Below are 20,512 nucleotides of genomic sequence, written 5' to 3' on the forward strand. Positions count from 1 at the left end.
AGTAACCAATGCTGAAACAAAAAACGCTGAAAGATAGCTTTTCACTGAGCGGGAAAGGTCTTCACACTGGACTTGATCTCACTGTAACTTTTAATCCTGCCCCGGACAATCATGGATATAAAATCCAGCGTATTGACCTGGAAGGACAACCAACTATCGATGCAGTAGCCGACAATGTGACGGAAACAACCCGTGGCACAGTATTGTCAAAGAATGGAGTCAAAGTAAGTACCGTAGAGCATGGTATGGCAGCCCTTTATGCATTGGGCATTGATAACTGCCTTATCCAGGTTAATGGTCCGGAATTTCCGATTTTGGACGGTAGTGCACAATATTATGTACAAGAAATAGAACGTGTAGGAACAGAAGAACAAAGTGCTGTCAAGGATTTTTATATCATCAAATCTAAAATTGAATTCCGGGACGAATCAACTGGTTCTTCTATCATCGTGCTACCGGACGAGAATTTTAGTCTGAATGTACTCGTTTCCTACGATTCAACCATTATCCCGAATCAGTTTGCAACACTTGAAGATATGCACAATTTCAAAGACGAAGTGGCTGCCAGCCGTACTTTCGTCTTTGTTCGTGAAATAGAGCCGCTTCTCTCCGCCGGCCTCATCAAAGGTGGTGACCTCGACAACGCAATCGTTATTTACGAACGCAAAATGTCACAGGAAAGCTATGACAAACTGGCTGATGTAATGGGTGTTCCTCACATGGATGCGGATCAGTTGGGGTACATCAATCACAAACCACTGGTTTGGCCGAATGAGTGTGCCCGTCACAAACTGCTGGACGTTATCGGTGATCTTGCATTGATTGGTAAACCGATTAAAGGTCGCATCATTGCTACCCGCCCCGGTCACACCATCAACAATAAGTTTGCGCGTCAGATGCGGAAAGAAATTCGCCTGCATGAAATACAGGCACCGACATACGACTGTAACCGCGAACCGGTGATGGACGTAAATCGTATCCGTGAGCTATTACCACACCGTTATCCTTTCCAATTGGTAGACAAGGTAATTGAGATGGGTGCCAGCTATATCGTAGGTATCAAAAATATCACAGCAAACGAACCTTTCTTCCAGGGACATTTCCCACAGGAACCAGTGATGCCGGGCGTACTTCAAATAGAAGCAATGGCTCAGGTAGGCGGTTTGCTCGTTCTTAATTCTGTTGACGAACCGGAACGTTATTCTACCTATTTCATGAAGATAGATGGCGTAAAGTTCCGCCAGAAAGTAGTACCGGGAGATACACTGCTTTTCCGTGTAGAATTATTAGCCCCGATCCGTCGTGGCATCTCCACAATGAAAGGTTATGCATTCGTTGGCGAAAAAGTCGTTTGCGAAGCAGAATTCATGGCACAAATAGTAAAAAATAAATAAAACCAAAAACATGGTAAGTCCTCTAGCGTATATTCATCCCGAAGCTAAAATCGGAGAAAATGTAGAAATTGCGCCTTTTGTATTTATTGATAAAAACGTAGTTATTGGCGATAACAACAAGATTATGGCTAATGTGAACATCTTGTATGGTTCACGCATTGGTAATGGAAATACGATCTTTCCGGGTGCTGTTATCGGAGCAGTTCCACAGGACCTCAAGTTTCGTGGAGAAGAATCAACTGCTGAGATCGGAGACAATAATCTGATTCGTGAGAATGTTACAGTCAACCGTGGTACGGCAGCTAAAGGGCGTACCATTGTAGGAAGCAACAACTTATTAATGGAAGGGGTGCATGTAGCACACGATGCACTGATCGGTAACGGATGTATCATCGGCAACTCTACCAAGATGGCAGGTGAAATCGTTATTGACGACAATGCTATTATCAGTGCCAATGTATTGATGCATCAGTTCTGCCATGTAGGCAGCCATGTAATGATTCAGGGCGGATGCCGCTTCAGTAAAGATATCCCTCCTTATATCATTGCAGGACGTGAGCCCATAGCTTTCAGCGGTATCAACATTATCGGCCTTCGTCGCCGTGGTTTTGCCAATGAAGTGATCGAAAGTATTCATAACGCTTACCGTATCATTTACCAAAGCGGCTTGAATACGACAGATGCATTGAAGAAAATTGAAGATGAAGTTGAGAAGAGTCCGGAGATTGACTACATCATCAATTTCATCCGTAATTCAGAACGTGGTATTATTAAATAAACAGTTCAAAATAGTCATATTATGATATACAGATTTACTATCATATCTGATGAAGTTGACGATTTTGTCAGAGAAATACAAATTGATCCGGAAGCTACATTTCTTGACTTCCATGAAGCAATACTGAAATCAGTAGGGTACACAAACGACCAGATGACCTCCTTCTTTATCTGTGATGATGATTGGGAAAAAGAAAAAGAAGTCACTTTGGAAGAAATGGACGACAATCCGGAAATGGATAGTTGGGTAATGAAAGAGACTACTATCAGCGAACTGGTAGAAGATGAAAAGCAAAAATTGTTGTATGTATTCGACTACATGACAGAGCGTTGCTTCTTCATCGAATTGTCTGAAATCATCACCGGAAAAGATATGAATGGTGCCAAATGTACCAAGAAATCGGGTGATGCTCCGCCACAAACTGTAGATTTTGAAGAAATGGCTGCTGCAAGCGGTTCACTCGACCTGGACGAAAATTTCTATGGTGATCAGGACTTTGATATGGAAGATTTTGATCAGGAAGGCTTCGACATAGGTGGTAACGCGGGTGGCTCTTATGAAGAAGAGAAGTTTTAAGTATTAAGTATCAAGTATTAGGTATTAATTGCTATGCAGTGACAAGCAGTTAATACCTAATATTTTTATCCCCGACACTTTAATACTTAACACCTAATACTTAATACTTTAAAATCCATGCCCACTCTCATTGTTTTAATCGGACCTACAGGAGTAGGAAAAACAGAATTAAGCCTGCGACTGGCGGAGAACTTTCACACCAGCATTGTCTCCGCTGATTCGAGACAACTTTATGCTGAATTAAAAATAGGAACGGCGGCTCCTACCCCGGATCAATTAAAACGTGTGCCTCACTATCTGGTAGGCACTCTTCATCTTACCGATTATTACAGCGCCGCTCAATATGAGCAGGAAGCGATGGAAATCCTCCATCAATTATTCACAGAACATGAGGTAGTAGTACTTACTGGTGGATCAATGATGTATGTAGATGCCATCTGCAAGGGGATTGACGACATCCCTACCGTTGATGCTGAAACACGTCAGGTGATGCTGCAAAAGTATGAGGAAGAAGGATTGGAGCAACTTTGTGCAGAGCTCCGTTTATTAGATCCGGACTACTATCGCATCGTAGACCTGAAAAACCCAAAACGGGTGATTCATGCATTGGAAATCTGTTACATGACCGGAAAGACATATACATCTTTCCGCACCCAACAGAAAAAGGAACGCCCTTTCCGCATTCTTAAGATCGGATTAACCCGTGACAGAGAAGAACTGTATGACCGCATTAATCGTCGTGTAGACCAAATGATGGAGGAAGGATTACTGGACGAAGTACGTTCCGTACTCTCCTACCGGCATCTAAACTCTCTTAATACCGTAGGTTACAAAGAACTGTTCAAATATCTGGACGGAGAATGGGAACTCCCTTTCGCTATCGAAAAGATCAAGCAAAATTCACGCATTTATTCACGCAAACAGATGACATGGTTCAAAAGGGATGAAGAAATACGCTGGTTCCATCCGGAACAAGAAACGGAGATACTTAAGTACCTCCGTCTACAAAATCTGACTCATTTACCCAGTTTGGATACCTTCTGATAAACTTCCCGATAGACATTATTGCCCAACCGGAACAGAAGCGTCATTTTCTTTCCGTCAATCCGGTAAGATATAGGAACGATAGCATTTGCCGATCTGCCATGTTCATTACGCAGTTTCTCGCAGTAAAGGCCTTTTGCAATGATGCTGTACTCCCCCGAACGGGTAATTTTGTACGGGCAAAATACATCGTCCGAACTGCGGCTGCCTGAACTCACGTCTACAGCATCTTTGATATACGCATCCACATTGAAATAATTGCCATCTTTATCAAGTACCTTATATCTGACCACTTGCGAAGAGCCTTCACTCTGAACAAGTTTCCAGATTCCTTTTAAGTTTTGACTCATACAAAGTGCAGGTACAAGAAAAAGAAATGAAACAGCTAGTAAAATCTTACAAAATTGTTTTTTCATAATAATAAAATTTTAAGTTCAACAAATAGTTAATAATAGTGTATATCGCTTTTATTCCATATTTTTATTTCAACAGGATATAACTGCTCATTTTTAATCAAATAATGTATCCTCTCATTTATCTTTCAAAACTACTTTAAGCATAGGTTTTACTTTCACTTCAGCAACAGACTTATTGACATCAGCAATCCGAAGTATCCCATTTTTAGGCGCTTTCAAATTAAAACGACCATCTGCGTCAGCTACAGTATAATCATTTGTTCCTTTTACTAACACAGTAGCCGCAATCGTTTTTCCTTCTTCATCAGTCACAACTCCAGTTACAGAAATCCAATCAGAACGATATTTATCGGTTTCCAATCTTACAATCTTTGTTCCATCCATTTCATTTACAGACACCGATCTTATATTTTTGGTAGACATACCTTTCAATTTAGACTTCTTAATCTTTTCATCGTCTATACAATAAATAATTTCTCCTTCTACATCTTTTGCCATGCTTTCTGCCAATTCCAAAGCATCTGCATAAGGCTTTTTCGGATTAGCTTTATTAAACTCATATTCCGCATCTGTAAACAAAGTGATAATCAGCACTCCATTTTTCCCTCTTTCCCCATAAATATCCGTAGCTGATTTATCTTTCAATATAGTAAAGTTTTTAATACGATCAGGAGCAAGTTTGGAAATAGCATCTTCTTCCAATGCTTCTTTACCGTCAATAATAACCAAAGGCTTTTTTTTAGCTTGAGCAACATGCCATTCCTCATCATGAGATCCCCCCATATAAAAGTGTGATTTTTTAGGTGATTCGCTCTCAGTCCTTACCTTTGCAGGTTTTGGAAATTTTTGTTTATTCTGATATTCTTCTTCCGTCAACAAATCAACTAAAACTACTCCATCTTTCCCCCTCTCTCCATAAACCTCTACAGCTGCTTTGTCTTTCATTACAGATATACTTTTAATACGTTCCGGAGAGACACTGGATAAAGCTTCTTCGCCAACGGCTTCTTTGCCATCTATATAAACTAACGGCTTCTTACCACTTACTGAATGAAACGTTACACCCCAATTCTTACTTCCACGATTGAGAGCATCTAATCTCGTTTTTGAAATAGCATCAATCTTGTACTTATTCTGCAATATTTGTTCTGCGGTTGAATGTAACTGAATAACCATAGCCCCGTTTTTCGCTTTATCTCCATAAATATCTGTAGCCTCTTTTCCATCTAATATAGAAATACTTTCAATACTACTTGGATCTAAAGCATCTACCACAGTACGAGAAGATTCTTTACCATCAATGATCACCAATACATCTTTATCTCGCAAATCCACCGTAGATATCCCCCCAATATGGGTACCCATAAGTTTCGATTTATCTACAGATGTATTCATTCCCGGCTTTATTTTTGCTTGAGTTTTGGTTATTTTAAAATGATTATCTTCATCCGGCAGTAGTTTAGTAGCCACCCCCCCATTCTTTCCTTTTTCTCCATAAATAGATATTGTTCCCTTCTCCTTCAATATTGAATCACCCGTGACTACCAACTTTTTCAGTGAATCTCCAAAAGTAATATTCGACACATCTTTGGTGATTTCTTCCACTTTTGCTTCTACAATTGCAGCCAAATCATTAACTTTGACGGCAGAAATCTCTTCAACTCTTTCAGAGATATCGGGACGGGCAAAAGCGGTTACTCCAATAGCTGCCAACGGAAGTACATACAAGTACTTCAAACGTGCCCAAGGATTCGATTTTTCTTTTAACATCATAGTGATACGTTTTTTAAGTTTACTGTGATTAAAGCTGTTGGCCATAGAGTAGAGCCTTGTGCCAACGGCTTTTTTTATTAATAATAACTGATAATCTTTTGCATCAATACCTTCATTAATAACTGTTTCATCGGCTTCATATTCATGAATATTCTGTAATTCCTGTTTCAGCAGCCATATGCCTGGGTTGAACCATTGAAAAAAGATACAGATATCAGCTACCAACAAATCGATGGAATGACGATTCTGAATATGTGCCATTTCATGAATCAGAATCTCGCGTCCATCCTCTTCCAAATCTTTCCGGGAAATAACGATATATCTCATCCAACTGAAAGGAGCGACCTCCCGTTCCAGAACAATCAATCTGACTCCTCCTTCAAGCCTTTCTTGTTTACCCGATTTAATCAGTAATAGTAAACGGGATAAAGAGTAAAGATTACGGCATGCAAAGAATATAATACCAACTAGATAAAACAGCAACAGAACTTGTACCCAGGAAATGGAAAGTTCCTCCGGCTGTGCAACCGTCACCTCCGCGGGATCCATAGCTTCCGCCATCATCAATAGTTGCTCAACTGTCAGTACGGTCTGACTCAATTCGGTCTGATGAGCAGTAGTCACCTCTATAAAGGGAATCAGCAGGGATAAAAATAATATCCCTAATAAGGCTATCCTATTGAACCGATGGAATGTTTCCTTACTTAACAACAATCTGTAAAACAGATAAAATAAAGACAGACAAACCGCCGATTTCAAAATATAGATAAGAAAGATTCCCATAGTCATTGATATTTAAAGGAGACAAATATAGTTTTAACCCGGATTAGTATAAATAATAAGGACGCTGAATGACCATTTTATTAAGTATATTGATTCCTAAGTTATTTATCCAATACGATTTTTATATCTTTTGCAGCTTTTGTCCTGAAAAGCACCTTCTCACCCCGAGAAATCTGGAGAGAGGCGTCTTTAGGAGTTTTCAGCTCAAAGTGTCCAGTTGCATCAGTCTTTGTAGACGATGAAGTTCCATACATAGTAATAGTGACTCCTTCCATAGGCTTTCCTTCCTTATCCATTACAATACCCGAAGCCAATACCCACTTATCCGAATTTCTTTCCGTTTCAACACGGATCGTAGTTTCACCCTCCCCGCTATTATCAATACGTGATACTCCACGCACTTCATTTGCCGGAATATTTTTCAATTCTTCTTCCGAGGCTTCCTTACCATCAATAAAGAATAATACCTTTCCTGTAGGAACAACTTTATTATCGTGGATATTCATTGCCATCTCCCAAGCATTGTTATAGGGACGTTGCGGATTCTTTTTAATGTCTTCATATTCCTCCTCAGAAAGCAAGTCTATCAAAATCACTCCATTCTTCGCCTTCTCACCATAAGCCTCCAAAGCAGCCTCTGATTTCAAGACAGAAAAGCTTTTTATACGATCCGGAGAAATCTTAGACAAAGCATTAGGTTCCAAAACTTCTTTACCGTCAATCACTACTAGTGGTTCCTCACCATCATATACACCACGAATGGGAAGTCCGCCAATGCCAGGGACAGAGTTCAGTTTAGGAAATGATCCAGTTTTAGTCTTAAATTTAGCCTGAGTTTTAGTAATTCGAAAGTGGTTATCCGCATTCGGCAGTAATTCAATATCATAAACACCATGTTTTCCTTTCTCGCCATAGATAGAAAGAGCCGCATCGCTACGTAATATAGACACAGTCTTTATTCGATTCGGGTTGGCTTCATCATTCATTATCGAATACAATGTATCTTTAGATACTTCCTTACCATCTACCAATATAAGAGGCTTATTTGATTCCGATATCCGTTCAAAACGGCCACCATATAAAACAACCGAACTTCGCTTGGAAGCAACGGAATCATTGAATATTACAACTGAATCTGCTGAATATACAGTCGATGAATCCTTAGAAACCCAACGTCCTCCATACATTTTTGATTTCTCAGGCACTACATAGGGCTTAGCTTTCAGGGAGTCTTTCAGCACATCTTTGGTGATTTCTTCCACTTTTGCTTCTACAATTGCAGCCAAATCATTAACTTTGACGGCAGAAATCTCGTCAGCCTTTTCAGAGATTTCGGGACGGGCAAAAGCGGTTACTGCAATAGCTGCCAACGGAAGTACATATAAGTATTTCAAACGCGCCCAAGGATTTGATTTTTCTTTTAACATCATAGTGATACGTTTTTTAAGTTTACTGTGATTAAAGCTGTTGGCCATAGAGTAGAGCCTTGTGCCAACGGCTTTTTTTATTAATAATAACTGATAATCTCTAGCGTTTATACCCCCATTAATGACCGCTTCGTCGGCTTCGTATTCATGGATATTCTGCAATTCCTGTTTCAATAACCACGCTCCAGGATTAAACCACTGAAAGAATATACAGATATCTGCTATAAGCAAGTCCCAAGAATGGTGCTTTCTGATATGCGCACATTCGTGAATCAGTATTTCACGTCCGTTCTCCTCCAAATCAGTTCGTGAAATCACAACAAACTTCATCCAACTGAAGGGCGCCACTTTCCGGTCATGAACCAACAAAACAGTATGTTTATCTATCTGTCTCCGTTGCGCCGTATTCATTAACCGAACAAGACGGAATAAAGAATAGACATTCCGGCAAACAAGGAAAAATATGCCCGCTATATAAAATAGAAGAACTATTTCTATCCAATGCACTGGGCTTCTCCACGTATCTACCAAATCATCTCCTTCCACTACTGCTGTCACCTGGGTTTGCTGATGATTCTCTGCCATAACAAGTAGTTGTTCAATTGTCAATACTGCCTGATTTATTTCATTCTGCGGCGCCTTGGTCACTTCAATCAGCGGAAGCAACAAAGAAAACACGAGAATGCCCAACAACGCAATCCGGTTAAAACGGTAGAACGTTTCTTTACTCAACAGCAGCCTGTAAAACAAATAAAACAATGACAGGCACACCCCCGATTTTAGTATATAGACGAAAAAGAATCCCATATATAGATTAATTCCAGTTAGTTCTCTGCCAATTTCTTCTCAAACTCCTCCAAATAGGAAGGATTCTTTTTAGATGCCAACACCCAAATGCCTTTCTTGGCTTTACTACCAAACTTAGATTCCAGATTCGTCGACTCCGGCAAAATTTCCCATACATCATGCAGGAGATCATCCGGAGATAAGCTCTTCAACTGCTGGTAAGAAATTTCTTTTCCATCCAAAAGAATAAGCTGTCCATCATGCCCGGTTCCCCCTCCATCCGTACAATAAATCTTAAAGAAATCCTTCACATAATAAATGCACTTCACAGTATGAGAGGTCTTCACTTCATGAGCAAGTGCAGGATGAGCGTTCTGCTGCTTTTTAACTCCATAGAGTTCATTCAATGATTTAAGCATTCCTTTTTTTACCCGATGAACAAAATCCGCCAAGTCATTTTCTGTCCACGGAGTAGTCGAAGATAAACGCAGTATTCCATTTTCCTTTTGGTAAACACCTTTCCGATAACTGATGACATTATCATCAGAACTTGATTCCGAAATTGACCATCCTGCATATCCTACAGGGATATGCATTTTTAGAGTATCGATTTCTATAATTTGTACAGTGTCCGATTCTGCATAACTCTTAGAAACCAGAATCTCTTCGAAATGTCTCACATCCAGTGTATCCTGTATGAATGCATTTCCCTCCTGATTATTCATATTCAGAAGATTCGGACGGGCAAAAAGAATAGCTGCAATAGCTGCCAACGGAAATACTATCAAGTATTTTGATAACTTCCAAGGATTTGATTTTTTCTTCAACATCATAGTAATACGTTTTTTAAGTGAACTGTGATCAAAGCTATTGACCATAGAATATAACCTTGTTCCAACTGTTTTTTGAATCAATAAAAGCTGATATTTCTTCGCATCAATCTCTGTTTTCAGAACTGATTCATCTGCTTCAAACTCATGTATGGCTTTCAATTCTTTTCTGAACAGCCACATTGCAGGATTAAACCACTGGAACAAAAGGCAAATCTCCGCCAATAATAGGTCCCGGAAATGTTTGTGCATGATATGCGCATACTCATGAGCTATAATTTCTTCGCCATACTCCTCCAAGTCCTGCCGGGATAGCACAATATAGTGTCTCCAACTAAACGGTGCCACATTTTGCTGATGGACCACCAATCTGATTTTTCCTTTCCAACACTTCTTCTCACTGTTACGAATCAAACGGTATATACATGCTATAGAAAATATATAACGCAACAATACCAGCAATGCTCCACCCAAATACAACAATTCTAAATTGACTGGGGTCAAAATTGTGAAGTCAGACTTTTCTTTTTCCAATTGTGTCTGTACCGTATTTGTTGTGACTTGTTCCGTTTCCTGCGGATTCAGTTGCTGTTTTATTTCTTCTTCCGGATTATTCAGGTGGTCAAACACTTGTTCAATCTGTGGTAAATGGAAGTTCTGTGAAACTTTTAGCGAAGGAATGACAAATGCAACCAATATAAGTCCGATCAACACCATCCGGTTGAATCGATGAAATGTCTCCTTGCTTAGCCACAAGCGGTAGAATAAATAAAAAACAGACAGACAAAGCGCTGTTTTCAACATATATATGAGGAAGAAAATGTGCATAGTATTGTTTTGTATTAGATCGTGTTATTCTTTATTATTTCTGATGAGCTTGTTCCACCTCGTTTATAAGCCTTTTCAAGTCATCCAAAGAAATATCCTCCTCTTTGACCAGAGACGAAACAGCGCTCAAATATGAATTATTGAAATACTTGCTGATTACATTCCGCAATGTCCCTTTACGAAAATCTTCTTCGCTGACAACGGGATAGTACTGATAAGTATTCCCAAAAGTATGATGAGCCAGAAATCCCTTATCTTCAAGCCCGCGAACAATCGTAGATAACGTATTGAAATGAGGCTTTGGTTCCTCATAGAAAGCCAACATTTCTTTCACAAACAAAGGGCCTTTCTCCCAGAAATACCCCATCAATTCCTCTTCTTTTACTGTTAATCCTTTCATATTTACAACATTGTTTGCTGCAAATAACGAGAAGTTTTAGTTCATAAACTAATTTTCATAGTTAAAGTAAACTAAATGCTTTAGTTTATCTTCTTTTTTAACAATTGCGGTAAGGTATACCTATTTATATATTGGCATTCAACTCAGATTCCATCATTATTTATCCATCCATTCCCCCCAGCTTCTCAGAAAAGACGACATCGCCGAGACGCTTACCTATCTTCTTAGCATCTCTTACCTACATCCTTATCTTATCTCCCTTACATACCTCTGTTTTCTTACCGACATCTTCATCGTTCCACTAGAGTGCACAGGCCTGCGCACTCTAGTGAACAGATCGTGCCACCCGGGTGAAACGATCTGTTCACCCGAGTGGCACAATAACAATTGAACTTATATCACACGACCTTATCCGATAGATAACACAAGAATATAGGGTTGTTTATCTGAAAAGTAAGGCTACATCTCCCTTATTATCCCAGTAATTTATCAATGATAAAATGGCCGATGAAGAATAAATCGCCCATGAAAACAATGCTGAATATCAGAAAAGCGAAGCAGGTACTCCAACGGGAACCTCCTGCTTCCTCGCCACGTTTAATACGGAGCAGGGAACTGTGCAGACAATCACCCGCAATGAACAGCACAAACAGACTCGGTATCAAGTCACCCCATGATATCAACCACAGGTTATCACCTTTTCCCATCAGGAATGTCAATGCTACGGCCAACAGGAAGACAGAAGCATACTGCAAATCTTTTCTCTTCGAATTCATAGCGGTAATATTTAAAGTACTTTTCACAAAGATATCGAATATCTTCCAATAATCCTTATCAATTCTATCTAAAAAAGGTTATGCCTGATCGGAAGATTCGGACGGAGCATTCCCTGCCTTAGCGGATTTCTTTTTCAGCCGACCGCTCTTTCTCAGCGCTTCGGCAATAATCCACTGAAGTTGTCCGTTGGTACTGCGAAACTCATCGGCTGCCCATTTTTCGATGGCATCCATTGTCTCGGCATCTACACGCAAAACAAAACTCTTTATTGAAGATTCTTTTTTAGCCACTACCTTCTTACCTTCTATTTTTATTTATTAATGATTCAACGTACCTGTATTGACTACCGGCTGTGCAGCCTCATCCGCACAAAGAACTACAAGCAGATTGCTGACCATCGCCGCCTTCTTGTCCTCGTCCAATTCAACAATTTCTTCTTCAGAAAGTTTATGCAAAGCCATACGTACCATTGAGACGGCACCCTCCACAATCTTTTCACGGGCACTGATAATGGCCGAAGCCTGCTGACGACGCAACATGACGGCCGCAATCTCCGGAGCATAAGCCAGATAGTTGATACGGGCTTCCACTATTTCCATTCCGGCCATCGCCAGACGTTCGTTAAGCTGGTGTTCCAACTGATCATTGATTTCATCACCACCGCTACGCAATGTCAATTCATCCGAATTCGCTTCGTTATCATCGTAAGCATACAATCCTGCCACCTGACGGAGAGCAGCGTCACTCTGCACACGCACAAAATCTTCAAAAGCATTCATTCGTCCGGCAACGGTTACGCTCATCTGTCCGGTTCCTTTATTATCCGCCATCGTCTGTGCATCGATTTCGAACATGGCCTTATACGTATCCTTCAGTTTCCAGACAAGCACCAGTCCTATCAGAATGGGGTTACCAATCTTATCATTCACCTTGATAGGTTCTATATCCAGATTACGAGCACGCAAAGAGAGCTTTTTCTTATTCATAAAAGGATTCACCCAAAAGAAACCGGTTTCGGTAAAGGTACCCTTGTACTTTCCGAAGAATACCATAGCCCGGGCTTCGTTCGGTTCCTGAGAAAAATATCCGGGAATCATCAGAATAGCTGCCGCAAGAAAGAGGATCAGCAGCAGGAACAAAACAATACTTCCTTTAAAAAGGACAAAGCTCATCACAATCAGAAGAGGCAGTATCGCCAAATTAACAAACAAGGCTACAAACCCATTAATAACCACGTCATTGTACTGAAATTCTTTTGCATTCATAGGACTAAATTTTGATATTATTTTGATATCACAAATATATCACTTTTCAATCTGATAATGCAAGGGGAAAGACTCTTTTTTCTCCGCAATACATCATTTTTAACTAAACAGCAGTCATCCGATACTAAACAAATTTAAAAGGCGTAAGAAAATAAGGGTTTAATTCAAACAAAAACGGGATGTACTTTGAGGTATTTAAGTTTATTGTTATTTTTGCAGGGTATGAACTTAACCCCCTTAAACAAGTAAAATATAAAACGATTTATAAAATGAGAAAAGTAAGTTTAGCCCTGCTCCTCTGCCTTCTCTGCCTCGCCGGAATGGCACAAGGACAAAAGGCACTTGATTTAAAAGATATTACCTCCGGACGCTTCCGTCCGGAAAATATTCAGGGAGTCATCCCCACACCAGATGGAGAGCACTACACACAAATGAACGCCGACGGTACGCAAATCATCAAATACTCATTCCGCACAGGAGAAAAGGTAGAGGTGATCTTTGACGTGAACCAGGCACGTGAATGTGACTTCAAGAATTTCGACAGCTATCAGTTCTCACCCGATGGTGACAAATTGCTGATTGCTACCAAAACGACCCCGATATACCGGCATTCATACACAGCTGTGCATTATATATACCCTTTGAAACGAAATGATAAGGGAGTTACGACAAACAACATTATTGAACGGCTGTCCGACGGCGGACCTCAACAGGTCCCCGTCTTTTCTCCCGACGGAACGATGATCGCTTTCGTGCGTGACAATAATATATTTCTCGTAAAGCTGCTCTACGGTAACAGCGAAAGCCAGGTGACCGAAGATGGCAAGCAAAATACAGTTCTCAACGGTATCCCCGACTGGGTATATGAGGAAGAGTTCGGTTTCAACCGTGCCCTGGAGTTCAGTGCCGATAATACCATGATTGCTTTCATCCGCTTCGACGAATCGGAAGTTCCTTCTTATTCTTTTCCGATGTTCGCGGGAGAAGCACCGCAGATTACTCCTTTGAAAGACTATCCGGGCGAATATACCTACAAGTATCCGAAAGCCGGATACCCGAACTCGAAAGTAGAAGTACGTACGTACGACATCAAATCGCACGTGACCCGCACCATGAAGCTTCCGATAGATGCAGACGGATATATCCCCCGCATCCGCTTCACGAAAGATGCCAGCAAACTTGCCGTCATGACATTGAACCGCCATCAGGATCGTTTCGACCTTTATTTTGCCGATCCGCGCTCAACGCTCTGCAAGTTAGTGTTGCGTGATGAGTCACCTTATTATATTAAGGAGAACGTGTTCGATAATATCAAGTTCTATCCGGAAACTTTCAGTTTGCTTAGCGAACGTGACGGTTTCAGCCATCTTTACTGGTACAGCATGGGGGGAAACCTTATCAAGAAAGTAACCAATGGCAAATATGAAGTGAAGGATTTTCTGGGTTATGACGAAGCAGACGGTTCTTTCTATTATACCAGCAATGAGGAAAGCCCCTTGCGTAAAGCAGTTTACAAGATCGATAAGAAAGGTAAAAAGACAAAGTTGTCTCAACGTGAAGGAACCAATACGCCGTTATTCAGCAAATCGATGAAGTATTACATGAACAAATTCTCGAATCTGGATACTCCTATGCTGGTTACACTGAACGACAACACAGGCAAAACCTTAAAAACGCTTATCACCAACGACCAGTTGAAACAAACGTTAGCCGGCTATGCCATCCCGCAAAAAGAGTTCTTTACCTTCCAGACTACGGACGGGGTAACTTTGAATGGATGGATGATGAAGCCTGTCAACTTCTCCGCATCCAAGAAATATCCGGTGCTGATGTACCAATATAGCGGTCCGGGATCACAACAAGTTCTGGATACTTGGGGAATCAGTTGGGAGACTTACATGGCCAGCCTCGGCTATATCGTTGTATGTGTAGACGGTCGTGGCACAGGAGGCCGCGGAGAAGCGTTCGAGAAATGCACTTATCTCAAAATCGGCGTGAAAGAAGCCAAAGACCAGGTCGAAACAGCTCTTTATTTAGGCAAACAGCCGTATGTGGATAAAGACCGGATCGGTATCTGGGGATGGAGCTATGGCGGATACATGACATTGATGAGTATGAGCGAAGGAACGCCGGTGTTCAAAGCCGGTGTAGCTGTTGCCGCACCTACCGACTGGCGTTTCTACGACACCATATATACAGAACGTTTCATGCGCACCCCGAAAGAAAACGCAGAAGGATACAAAGAATCATCCGCTTTCACACGGGCCGACAAGCTGCACGGCAATCTGTTGCTGGTACATGGTATGGCAGACGATAATGTTCACTTCCAGAACTGTGCTGAATACGCCGAGCATCTGGTGCAGTTGGGCAAACAATTTGATATGCAAGTATATACCAATCGTAATCATGGCATATACGGTGGCAACACCCGTCAGCATCTATATACACGATTGACCAACTTCTTCCTCAACAATTTGTAATGGCTGACAGAGTGCGCAAGCCTGAATGGCTGAAAATAAATATCGGTGCCAACGACCGTTACACCGAAACTAAAAGAATTGTCGACTCCCACTGCCTGCATACGATATGCAGCAGTGGGCGTTGTCCCAACATGGGAGAATGCTGGGGAAAAGGAACTGCCACATTTATGATCGGTGGTGACATCTGCACCCGAAGCTGCAAATTCTGCAACACACAAACCGGACGCCCGCATCCACTGGATGCCAACGAACCGACACACGTAGCGGAGTCTATCGCTCTTATGAAATTAGATCATGCGGTAGTTACTTCGGTAGACCGTGACGACCTTCCCGATCTGGGAGCCGGACATTGGGCACATACCATTCGTGAGATCAAACGACTGAATCCGCAGACCACAATCGAAGTACTGATACCCGATTTTCAGGGTAGAATGGAACTGGTAGACCTAGTGATAGAAGCCAATCCCGATATTATTTCCCATAATATGGAGACGGTAAGACGCATCAGTCCCTTGGTTCGCAGTGCGGCCAACTATGATACCAGCCTGCAAGTGATCGGTCACATCGCCCGAAGCGGAACAAAATCAAAAAGCGGTATTATGGTGGGGTTGGGAGAAACTCCACAGGAAGTGGAAACCATTATGGACGACCTGCTGGCAGTCGGCTGCCAGATTCTTACGATAGGACAATATTTGCAGCCTACACACCGACATTATCCGGTTGCCGAGTATGTGACGCCACAACAATTCGCCACTTACAAAACCATCGGTTTAAAAAAAGGATTCAGCATTGTAGAGAGTGCTCCTCTCGTTCGTTCATCCTATCATGCAGAGAAACACATTCGATAGAAAACAAAACACATTCCCTATTTGTTTTATAGGTAAAACCGGCAAATAAACATAAAGATGGATCATAAAGGAACACTTTCTTCCGCGTTTAACATGTCATTGGGTTTTATCCCCGTTATTATTTCCATTTTATTGTGTGAATTTATAACGCAAGACACGGCTATTTACATCGGTACTGGTATAGGTATCGTAGGGATATACCTATTACTACACCGTAAAGGAGCGCTAATTCCTAATTTTATTCTTTATATTGCCACCGGAATGCTGGCACTGCTGTCACTTGCAGCCTTGATTCCCGGTGACTATGTTCCGCCAGGTGCTCTGCCTCTTACCCTGGAAGTCAGTATCCTCATTCCGATGCTGATACTCTATATGCATAAAAAGAGATTTATCAACCACTTTCTGAGACAGATAGGCTCCTGCAATAAGCGCTTGTATGCGCAAGGAGCAGAGGCGGCAGTTGTTTCGGCCCGTTTTGCATTGATCTTCGGTATCCTGCATTTTATTATTATCAGTATTGTCGTTGCCAGTCAGGACCCTTTAAGCCAGACAAGTATGGTGATACTTTATAAGGTATTTCCCCCTGTCGTATTTGTGATGAGTATCCTGTTCAATCAGATTGCTATCCGGTATTTCAACCATCTGATGTCGCACACGGAATACGTGCCCATAGTCAATACGAAAGGAGATGTCATCGGAAGAAGTCTTGCCATAGAAGCACTCAACTATAAGAATGCCTATATCAATCCGGTCATAAGAATAGCCGTATCTACTCACGGGATGCTGTTTCTTTGTGACAGACCGATGAATGCCATCCTTGATAAAGGGAAAACTGACATACCGATGGAATGCTATCTCCGTTATGGTGAGTCCCTCACCGAAGGAGTAAACCGCTTGGTGCACAATGCGCTTCCACACGCAACGGAAGACTTCAAGCCAGAGTTTAACATTGTCTATCACTTCGAGAATGAAGCAACCAACCGGCTCATCTATCTTTTCATCGTCGATATCAAAGATGATTCTATCCTTTGCACTCCCCGCTTCAAGAACAGTAAGCTATGGAGTTTCAAGCAGATAGAAGAAAATATGGGCAAAGGCTTTTTCAGCAGTTGCTTCGAAGATGAATACGAACACCTGAAAGATGTTATTTGTATAAGAGAAAAATACAGGGAATCTTAGACAATTCGGGAATATGCCCTTTCCAGTCTTTCACCGTGCGGGTTTGTATAAACTCGCCTTCGCAAGTTATATTGGCAGCAATACATAGTTTTGTCTGCGGACGGCAATTCTGCAAGATATCTTCTATCATCTTATGATTCCGGTAAGGAGTTTCGATGAATAGCTGTGTCTGACTTTCAGCATAGACACGCTGCTCCAGTGTTTTCAGTTTCTTAGCCCGTTCTCCCGGTTCTATCGGCAGGTAACCATGAAAGGCAAAGCTCTGTCCGTTGAATCCCGAAGCCATCACTGAAAGAATAATAGAGGAAGGACCTACCAGAGGAATCACTTTCAGTTTCTGGCGCTGAGCAATGGCAACCACATCTGCTCCCGGATCGGCAACGGCAGGACAGCCCGCCTCCGAAATCACCCCCATTGAGGCTCCACTCGCCAAAGGTTTCAGATAACCGGATATATCTTCGGGAGAAGTATGCTTATTCAAAGGATAAAAAGTCAGCGAATCAATATCAATTTCCCGGTCAACCTTCTTCAGAAAGCGACGGGCAGAACGAACATCTTCGACAATAAAATGCCGGATACCACGAATAATCTCCGTATTATAAGAAGGTAACACCTGTTCAAGAGGTGTATCGCCCAATGTAACGGGCAACAGGTAAAGAGCAGTTTCCACTTTAGGTAATAGGTGATAAGTAATAAGTAATAGGTATGGGCTAGAGTTTCAGGTAACCGGACTCTTCGAACATACTCTGATAATCGGTAAGTTCCAGCAGATCCTTTATTTTAAGATCTTTATGCTTTTTCATGTAGGATGCTATAATCCGTGCTCCCACCCACGAACCGATCAATGCAGGGGCTTGTCCTCCCAACATATCAACAGTCGGCGCCGGTTTCATATAGTAGCGGATCACCATTGGGTCACGTGCGTGCAGATGATCGTTTGCACAGATATACTCCCAGATATCCTTTTCGTTTTTCCTGCACCATTCGTTCTCCTGATCCGAGTATCCCATTGCCTGGCCAATATCGTCATAACCAAGCAGATGCTGCACCACATAATTGATTTTGCCGGAATGCATCATCAGATCGACCAGACAAGTACCTTCATGATAGTTCATTTCGTAACGGCTAAGGAGATAGAATGCGAAACAATCCGGCACAATCCGTTCCGGACGCATCGAGGTACATTGATAGTCATAGTAGAAACGTTTGTAGAGAGGATAGTCTTCTCCCATATACTTATCGAGGCTGATTCCCAGCAATGTATCTACCAGAATGATCGATTCATTGAATGCGGATATCTGCGAATAAATAAATGGTATTTTCGTATCGGGGACTTCCTTCTTCAGCTTCCGGAATCCTTTGGTGAGTCCTTTTTCTACTTCGTCAAGATTGGGATATTTAGCTTCTACATCGCTCAGCAAACGAAGCAAGGTGCTATCCGAGTAGAATTTTTGCAAACGCTGAGAAATGGTGTCGTCCTTCACCGTACCGATAGACAGTACATCTTCTATCAGAATCTTTGTCGGCTGGCGATAGTCCATTGTCAGTTTCTGCATAGCGGAAAAGCTGTTGGAGCGAACATATTCGCTCAACAGCTTATCGTATCTCAGAACAGAAATCCCTTCTTCCTTCTGCTCCGCAACCTTTCCTGTGCTTAAGCCGCAGGAGGCGAAAAGCATACCTATTAATATAGTAAGAAGAGAGATCCGTAGTTTCATAACCTTTTATCCGTAAATGATATTACCATTTTCGTCCATGTACTCATCCAGTCCTTTTTCGTAAGTAGCCATTGCACGAAGACTCATACCTACGCTGGAGAAACCACCGTCATGGAATAAGTTCTGCATAGTCACTTTACGGGTAAGGTCGGAGAACATCACGATACAATAATCCGCACATTCGTCAGCTGTTGCATTTCCAAGCGGAGACATACGGTTAGCGAAATCATACAGCTTATCCATACCTTTCACTCCCGAACCGGCAGTAGTAAAGGTAGGCGACTGTGAAATCGTATTCACACGTACGCTATGCTCACGACCGTAGATGTACCCGAAACTGCGTGCGATAGATTCCAGCAGGGCTTTAGCATCCGCCATATCATTGTAGCCGTAGAAAGTACGCTGAGCAGCGACATAACTCAAAGCTACGATAGAACCATATTCTGCAATAGCGTTCAGTTTCTTGGCAGACTGGATCATTTTATGGAACGATACAGCCGAAATATCCAATGTCTTGTCCAACATTCCATAGTCAAGGTCATCATAAGTACGTTTCTTGCGCACGTTAGGAGACATACCGATAGAGTGCAATACAAAGTCAATTTGTCCGCCCAGTATATCCATAGATGTCTTGAATACATTCGTCAGATCTTCCACACTAGTGGCATCTGCCGGCACTACCTGACAGTTTAGTTTTTCAGCTAATGCATTGACTTCACCCATACGGATAGCCATCGGAGTATTTGATAATGTAATAGTTGCACCTTCTTCTACGGCACGCTCTGCTACTTTCCAGGCGATAGACTGGTCGTTCAAGGCACCGAAGATTATTCCTCTTTTTCCTTTCAACAAGTTGTTACTCATATCTTTTAATAGTTAAATTTTGTGCAAAGATAGTATCTTTCTGCATAAAAACACGAGAAGTGTGCAAATATTAGACATAAATGACAAAAAATACACGTATTCTATCAATAACTCCACATCCGCCTGAAGTTTCCCCCCTATCTTTGCCAATGATAATTAAGAGGTTTTTTCATAATATTTATTTTAAGGTTAGAATTAGGTTAACATGAATTTGTCTTATTCCTTTCCGGCAGGCTGCCTGCGAGAGGTCGCCTGCGGAGGGAGATAAGAGTTATGAAAAAGCCATCTTAACAATCGAAAGAGAATACCAGAAAAACAATAAATGTATAACCCTATAGAAAAGTTA

The 20,512-nt window shown here is 41.6% G+C and carries 18 protein-coding genes; 7 read left to right on the plus strand and 11 right to left on the minus strand.

Translation table 11 applies throughout. From position 1 onward, the window contains the following. Positions 1-8 precede the first annotated feature (8 nt). The 4 genes from NBH01_RS15500 to miaA all read left to right on the plus strand — a co-directional run bounded on the left by NBH01_RS15500 (position 9) and on the right by miaA (position 3,792). On the plus strand, positions 9-1,394 hold the full coding sequence (locus NBH01_RS15500; RefSeq protein WP_008759880.1) for a bifunctional UDP-3-O-[3-hydroxymyristoyl] N-acetylglucosamine deacetylase/3-hydroxyacyl-ACP dehydratase: 1,386 nt from the start codon (positions 9-11) through the stop codon (positions 1,392-1,394). Between the two features lie 10 nt (positions 1,395-1,404). Beyond that, the gene (gene lpxA / locus NBH01_RS15505) at positions 1,405-2,172 is read left to right on the plus strand and encodes an acyl-ACP--UDP-N-acetylglucosamine O-acyltransferase (RefSeq protein ID WP_008764415.1); all 768 of its coding nucleotides are present in this window, start codon (positions 1,405-1,407) and stop codon (positions 2,170-2,172) included. A 21-nt stretch (positions 2,173-2,193) separates the two neighbouring features. Then, on the plus strand, positions 2,194-2,748 hold the full coding sequence (locus NBH01_RS15510) for an IS1096 element passenger TnpR family protein (RefSeq protein WP_008759878.1): 555 nt from the start codon (positions 2,194-2,196) through the stop codon (positions 2,746-2,748). A gap of 117 nt (positions 2,749-2,865) precedes the next feature. Continuing rightward, positions 2,866-3,792, plus strand: a complete 927-nt coding sequence (gene miaA / locus NBH01_RS15515) for a tRNA (adenosine(37)-N6)-dimethylallyltransferase MiaA (protein ID WP_250700180.1) — start codon at positions 2,866-2,868, stop codon at positions 3,790-3,792. Here the strand turns inward: miaA and NBH01_RS15520 are convergent. The 8 genes from NBH01_RS15520 to NBH01_RS15555 form a co-directional block, all read right to left on the minus strand. After that, on the minus strand, positions 3,765-4,142 hold the full coding sequence (locus NBH01_RS15520) for a hypothetical protein (protein ID WP_225629635.1): 378 nt from the start codon (positions 4,140-4,142) through the stop codon (positions 3,765-3,767). The genes miaA and NBH01_RS15520 overlap by 28 nt on opposite strands. Before the next feature lie 180 nt (positions 4,143-4,322). Beyond that, positions 4,323-6,764 carry a M56 family metallopeptidase gene (locus NBH01_RS15525; RefSeq protein WP_250700181.1) on the minus strand — a complete coding sequence of 814 codons (2,442 nt, stop codon included), beginning with the start codon at positions 6,762-6,764 and terminating at the stop codon, positions 4,323-4,325. A gap of 101 nt (positions 6,765-6,865) precedes the next feature. Next, positions 6,866-8,998, minus strand: a complete 2,133-nt coding sequence (locus tag NBH01_RS15530) for a M56 family metallopeptidase (protein ID WP_195382121.1) — start codon at positions 8,996-8,998, stop codon at positions 6,866-6,868. A 17-nt stretch (positions 8,999-9,015) separates the two neighbouring features. After that, entirely contained in the window at positions 9,016-10,635 is a 1,620-nt protein-coding gene (locus NBH01_RS15535; protein WP_074856357.1) for a M56 family metallopeptidase, read from the minus strand. A 34-nt stretch (positions 10,636-10,669) separates the two neighbouring features. Continuing rightward, positions 10,670-11,035 (minus strand): BlaI/MecI/CopY family transcriptional regulator, encoded by a 366-nt coding sequence (locus NBH01_RS15540; RefSeq protein ID WP_008759873.1) that lies wholly within the window; start codon positions 11,033-11,035, stop codon positions 10,670-10,672. 473 nt (positions 11,036-11,508) lie between these two features. Beyond that, positions 11,509-11,811 (minus strand): hypothetical protein, encoded by a 303-nt coding sequence (locus tag NBH01_RS15545; RefSeq protein WP_008764409.1) that lies wholly within the window; start codon positions 11,809-11,811, stop codon positions 11,509-11,511. A gap of 78 nt (positions 11,812-11,889) precedes the next feature. Continuing rightward, entirely contained in the window at positions 11,890-12,102 is a 213-nt protein-coding gene (locus NBH01_RS15550) for a type II toxin-antitoxin system antitoxin (RefSeq protein WP_008764408.1), read from the minus strand. A gap of 27 nt (positions 12,103-12,129) precedes the next feature. Beyond that, a complete protein-coding gene (locus NBH01_RS15555) occupies positions 12,130-13,077 on the minus strand; it encodes an SPFH domain-containing protein (RefSeq protein ID WP_008759870.1) in 948 nt (315 codons plus the stop codon). Between the two features lie 269 nt (positions 13,078-13,346). On the opposite strand from NBH01_RS15555, the gene NBH01_RS15560 reads away from it, so the two are divergent. Genes NBH01_RS15560 through NBH01_RS15570 form a run of 3 tightly spaced genes read left to right on the plus strand, consistent with a single transcriptional unit; the run spans position 13,347 to position 17,584 of the window. Continuing rightward, positions 13,347-15,557 (plus strand): S9 family peptidase, encoded by a 2,211-nt coding sequence (locus tag NBH01_RS15560; RefSeq protein ID WP_008759869.1) that lies wholly within the window; start codon positions 13,347-13,349, stop codon positions 15,555-15,557. Then, the gene (lipA, locus tag NBH01_RS15565) at positions 15,557-16,405 is read left to right on the plus strand and encodes a lipoyl synthase (protein WP_008759868.1); all 849 of its coding nucleotides are present in this window, start codon (positions 15,557-15,559) and stop codon (positions 16,403-16,405) included. The genes NBH01_RS15560 and lipA overlap by 1 nt, the downstream gene beginning before the upstream one ends. 57 nt (positions 16,406-16,462) lie before the next feature. Beyond that, on the plus strand, positions 16,463-17,584 hold the full coding sequence (locus tag NBH01_RS15570) for a hypothetical protein (protein WP_008764404.1): 1,122 nt from the start codon (positions 16,463-16,465) through the stop codon (positions 17,582-17,584). Here NBH01_RS15570 and NBH01_RS15575 read toward each other — a convergent pair. From NBH01_RS15575 to NBH01_RS15585, 3 genes are read right to left on the minus strand one after another with little or no spacing between them, the layout of a single operon-like run. Then, the gene (locus NBH01_RS15575) at positions 17,550-18,254 is read right to left on the minus strand and encodes an SAM-dependent methyltransferase (RefSeq protein WP_250700182.1); all 705 of its coding nucleotides are present in this window, start codon (positions 18,252-18,254) and stop codon (positions 17,550-17,552) included. The two genes, NBH01_RS15570 and NBH01_RS15575, sit on opposite strands and share 35 nt — an antisense overlap. A gap of 40 nt (positions 18,255-18,294) precedes the next feature. Beyond that, complete coding sequence (locus NBH01_RS15580; RefSeq protein WP_008759865.1) at positions 18,295-19,302, minus strand: gliding motility protein GldB-related protein; 1,008 nt, start codon at positions 19,300-19,302, stop codon at positions 18,295-18,297. 6 nt (positions 19,303-19,308) lie between these two features. Next, complete coding sequence (locus NBH01_RS15585) at positions 19,309-20,166, minus strand: enoyl-ACP reductase FabI (protein WP_008759864.1); 858 nt, start codon at positions 20,164-20,166, stop codon at positions 19,309-19,311. Between the last annotated feature and the right edge of the window lie 346 nt (positions 20,167-20,512).

Origin of the sequence: Bacteroides sp. B1-V-101, from assembly GCF_023656585.1 — a bacterium.
GTDB classification, from domain to species: domain Bacteria; phylum Bacteroidota; class Bacteroidia; order Bacteroidales; family Bacteroidaceae; genus Bacteroides; species Bacteroides thetaiotaomicron.

Coding starts and splice junctions, on each gene's coding strand:
- lpxA (WP_008764415.1), top strand. CDS start 1,405: ATGGTAAGTCCTCTAGCGTATATTCATCCCGAAGCTAAAATCGGAGAA.
- NBH01_RS15560 (WP_008759869.1), top strand. CDS start 13,347: ATGAGAAAAGTAAGTTTAGCCCTGCTCCTCTGCCTTCTCTGCCTCGCC.
- NBH01_RS15545 (WP_008764409.1), bottom strand. CDS start 11,811: ATGAATTCGAAGAGAAAAGATTTGCAGTATGCTTCTGTCTTCCTGTTG.
- lipA (WP_008759868.1), top strand. CDS start 15,557: ATGGCTGACAGAGTGCGCAAGCCTGAATGGCTGAAAATAAATATCGGT.
- miaA (WP_250700180.1), top strand. CDS start 2,866: ATGCCCACTCTCATTGTTTTAATCGGACCTACAGGAGTAGGAAAAACA.
- NBH01_RS15525 (WP_250700181.1), bottom strand. CDS start 6,764: ATGGGAATCTTTCTTATCTATATTTTGAAATCGGCGGTTTGTCTGTCT.
- NBH01_RS15500 (WP_008759880.1), top strand. CDS start 9: ATGCTGAAACAAAAAACGCTGAAAGATAGCTTTTCACTGAGCGGGAAA.
- NBH01_RS15570 (WP_008764404.1), top strand. CDS start 16,463: ATGGATCATAAAGGAACACTTTCTTCCGCGTTTAACATGTCATTGGGT.
- NBH01_RS15520 (WP_225629635.1), bottom strand. CDS start 4,142: ATGAGTCAAAACTTAAAAGGAATCTGGAAACTTGTTCAGAGTGAAGGC.
- NBH01_RS15510 (WP_008759878.1), top strand. CDS start 2,194: ATGATATACAGATTTACTATCATATCTGATGAAGTTGACGATTTTGTC.
- NBH01_RS15585 (WP_008759864.1), bottom strand. CDS start 20,166: ATGAGTAACAACTTGTTGAAAGGAAAAAGAGGAATAATCTTCGGTGCC.
- NBH01_RS15555 (WP_008759870.1), bottom strand. CDS start 13,077: ATGAATGCAAAAGAATTTCAGTACAATGACGTGGTTATTAATGGGTTT.
- NBH01_RS15580 (WP_008759865.1), bottom strand. CDS start 19,302: ATGAAACTACGGATCTCTCTTCTTACTATATTAATAGGTATGCTTTTC.
- NBH01_RS15535 (WP_074856357.1), bottom strand. CDS start 10,635: ATGCACATTTTCTTCCTCATATATATGTTGAAAACAGCGCTTTGTCTG.
- NBH01_RS15530 (WP_195382121.1), bottom strand. CDS start 8,998: ATGGGATTCTTTTTCGTCTATATACTAAAATCGGGGGTGTGCCTGTCA.
- NBH01_RS15540 (WP_008759873.1), bottom strand. CDS start 11,035: ATGAAAGGATTAACAGTAAAAGAAGAGGAATTGATGGGGTATTTCTGG.